We start from the raw sequence: 2,142 nt of genomic DNA, 5'->3' as shown, positions 1-2,142 counted from the left end.
TAAGGAGTTTGTCGCAGTGAGCCACAGCATTTACTTGCTGGAAACATAGTTTCCAGTGCTGTTGTGAACAGCGACCCAACTCCTGCCCCTCCGTAGCTAGACAAAGAAAAACGTAGAGGGGCGGTTTGAAGTCTGTGGTAGTGAGCCACGTCGTTCATTCACTGCTACACTTCGTTTCGCATACAGTCTTTCTAAGAATCAAAGATTCTTGAAAGACTAGCATTGAAACGAAGTTTCAAGCGACGTTGCGAACAGCCACCAGACTTCAGCCCCTCGCAGCTAGACACAGAAAAGCGAGCGGGGCGTTTAGGAGTTGGCGACAGCGAACCACGTTGTTTATTTACTTGAAGCGATAGCTTCAAGCAACGTTGTGAGCAGTCGCACCACTCCTGTCCCTCGTAGCTAGACACAAAAGGAGAAAATAACTTGAAAAAAGCTCTAATCAGCGTATCAGATAAAACAGGGATTGTAGAACTTGCTAAAGAATTAACAGCATTAGGCATTGAAATTATTTCAACAGGTGGCACGAAAAAAGCCTTAGACGATGCAGGGATTGCTACGATTGCGATTGATGAAGTAACTGGATTCCCAGAAATGCTAGACGGACGTGTAAAAACATTGCACCCAATCATTCATGGCGGTTTGTTAGGTCGTCGTGATTTGGAAAGTCATTTAACGCAAATGAATACACATAACATTCAACCGATTGATTTGGTGATTGTCAATCTCTATCCTTTCAAAGAAACAATTTTGAAACCAAATGTCACGTACGCAGAGGCGATTGAAAATATTGATATTGGTGGGCCAAGTATGTTGCGTTCGGCAGCGAAAAACCATGCGAGTGTAACGGTCGTAGTGGATCCAGCTGATTATGAAATTGTCTTGAGTGAGTTGCAATCGAAAAATGACACGACTCTTGAAACTAGAAAGAGACTTGCAGCAAAAGTTTTCCGGCATACAGCGAGCTATGATGCGTTGATCGCAGGATTTTTGACCGATCAAGTTGGCGAAGAACAGCCTGAGAAGTTGACATTAACGTATGATTTAAAACAAGGGTTGCGTTATGGTGAAAATAATCACCAAGAGGCAAGTTTTTATCAATCAGCCTTGCCAACAACCTACTCCATTGCGGCAACCAAGCAATTAAACGGAAAAGAATTGTCGTTTAATAATATTCGTGACGCAGATGCGGCGATTCGGATTATTCGTGATTTTACTACCCCGACTGTTGTCGCTCTCAAACACATGAACCCTTGTGGTATTGGGATTGCTGAGACAATTGAAAAAGCATGGGATTACGCTTATGAGGCGGATAGCGTTTCGATTTTCGGTGGAATTGTTGTGCTAAATCGTGAAGTAGATGCAAAAACTGCTGAAAAAATGCACAAAATTTTCCTAGAAATTATTATTGCTCCAAGTTTTTCAAAAGAGGCTCTTGAAATTTTGACAACGAAAAAGAAAAATTTACGTTTGTTAGCACTTGATTTTTCTCAAATCAAAGAAAGTGAGAAAGAGGCGGAATACACAGGAGTTGTCGGCGGAATGCTTGTCCAAAATCAAGATGTAATCGAAGAAAAACCGCAAGAATGGCAAGTTGTAACAAAAAGAGTGCCTACTGAAAGCGAGCAAAAAGCTCTTGAGTTTGCATGGAAATCAATTAAATATGTGAAAAGCAACGCAATTTTGATTGCCAACGACCACCAAACACTTGGCATTGGTGCTGGGCAGATGAATCGTGTGGGCAGTGTGAAAATCGCAATCGAGCAGGCGAAAGATAAGTTAGACGGTGCCGTTTTGGCAAGTGATGCATTTTTCCCATTTGCTGACAACATCGAAGAAATCGCCAAAGCTGGTATTCAAGCGATTATTCAGCCCGGAGGAAGTGTGCGTGATGAAGAAAGCATTGAGGCGGCAGATAAGTATGGCATGACAATGATTTTCACAGGTGTACGTCACTTTAGGCATTAAAAACAGAACTCAAAAAGATAAGGAACATCTTGTCTTTTTGAGTTTTTCTATTAGAAAAGCGAAGAGGGGTGTTCAGGAGTTTGTCGCAGTGAGCCACAGCATTTACTTGCTGGAAACGCAGTTTCCAGTGCTGTAGCGAACAGCGACCCAACTCCTGCCCCTTGTAGCTAGACA

The 2,142-nt window shown here is 42.5% G+C and carries 1 protein-coding gene; it reads left to right on the top strand.

Annotated elements, in window-relative coordinates:
- Positions 1-426 precede the first annotated feature (426 nt).
- Entirely contained in the window at positions 427-1,968 is a 1,542-nt protein-coding gene (gene purH / locus B5D30_RS11345; protein ID WP_078808189.1) for a bifunctional phosphoribosylaminoimidazolecarboxamide formyltransferase/IMP cyclohydrolase, read from the top strand.
- The last annotated feature ends 174 nt before the right edge of the window (positions 1,969-2,142 follow it).

Source organism: Pilibacter termitis (genome assembly GCF_900167335.1).
Classification (GTDB): Bacteria; Bacillota; Bacilli; order Lactobacillales; family Streptococcaceae; genus Pilibacter; species Pilibacter termitis.
Note: the sequence above shows the minus strand (reverse complement) of the source record. Positions and strands in the feature narration are given on the sequence as shown.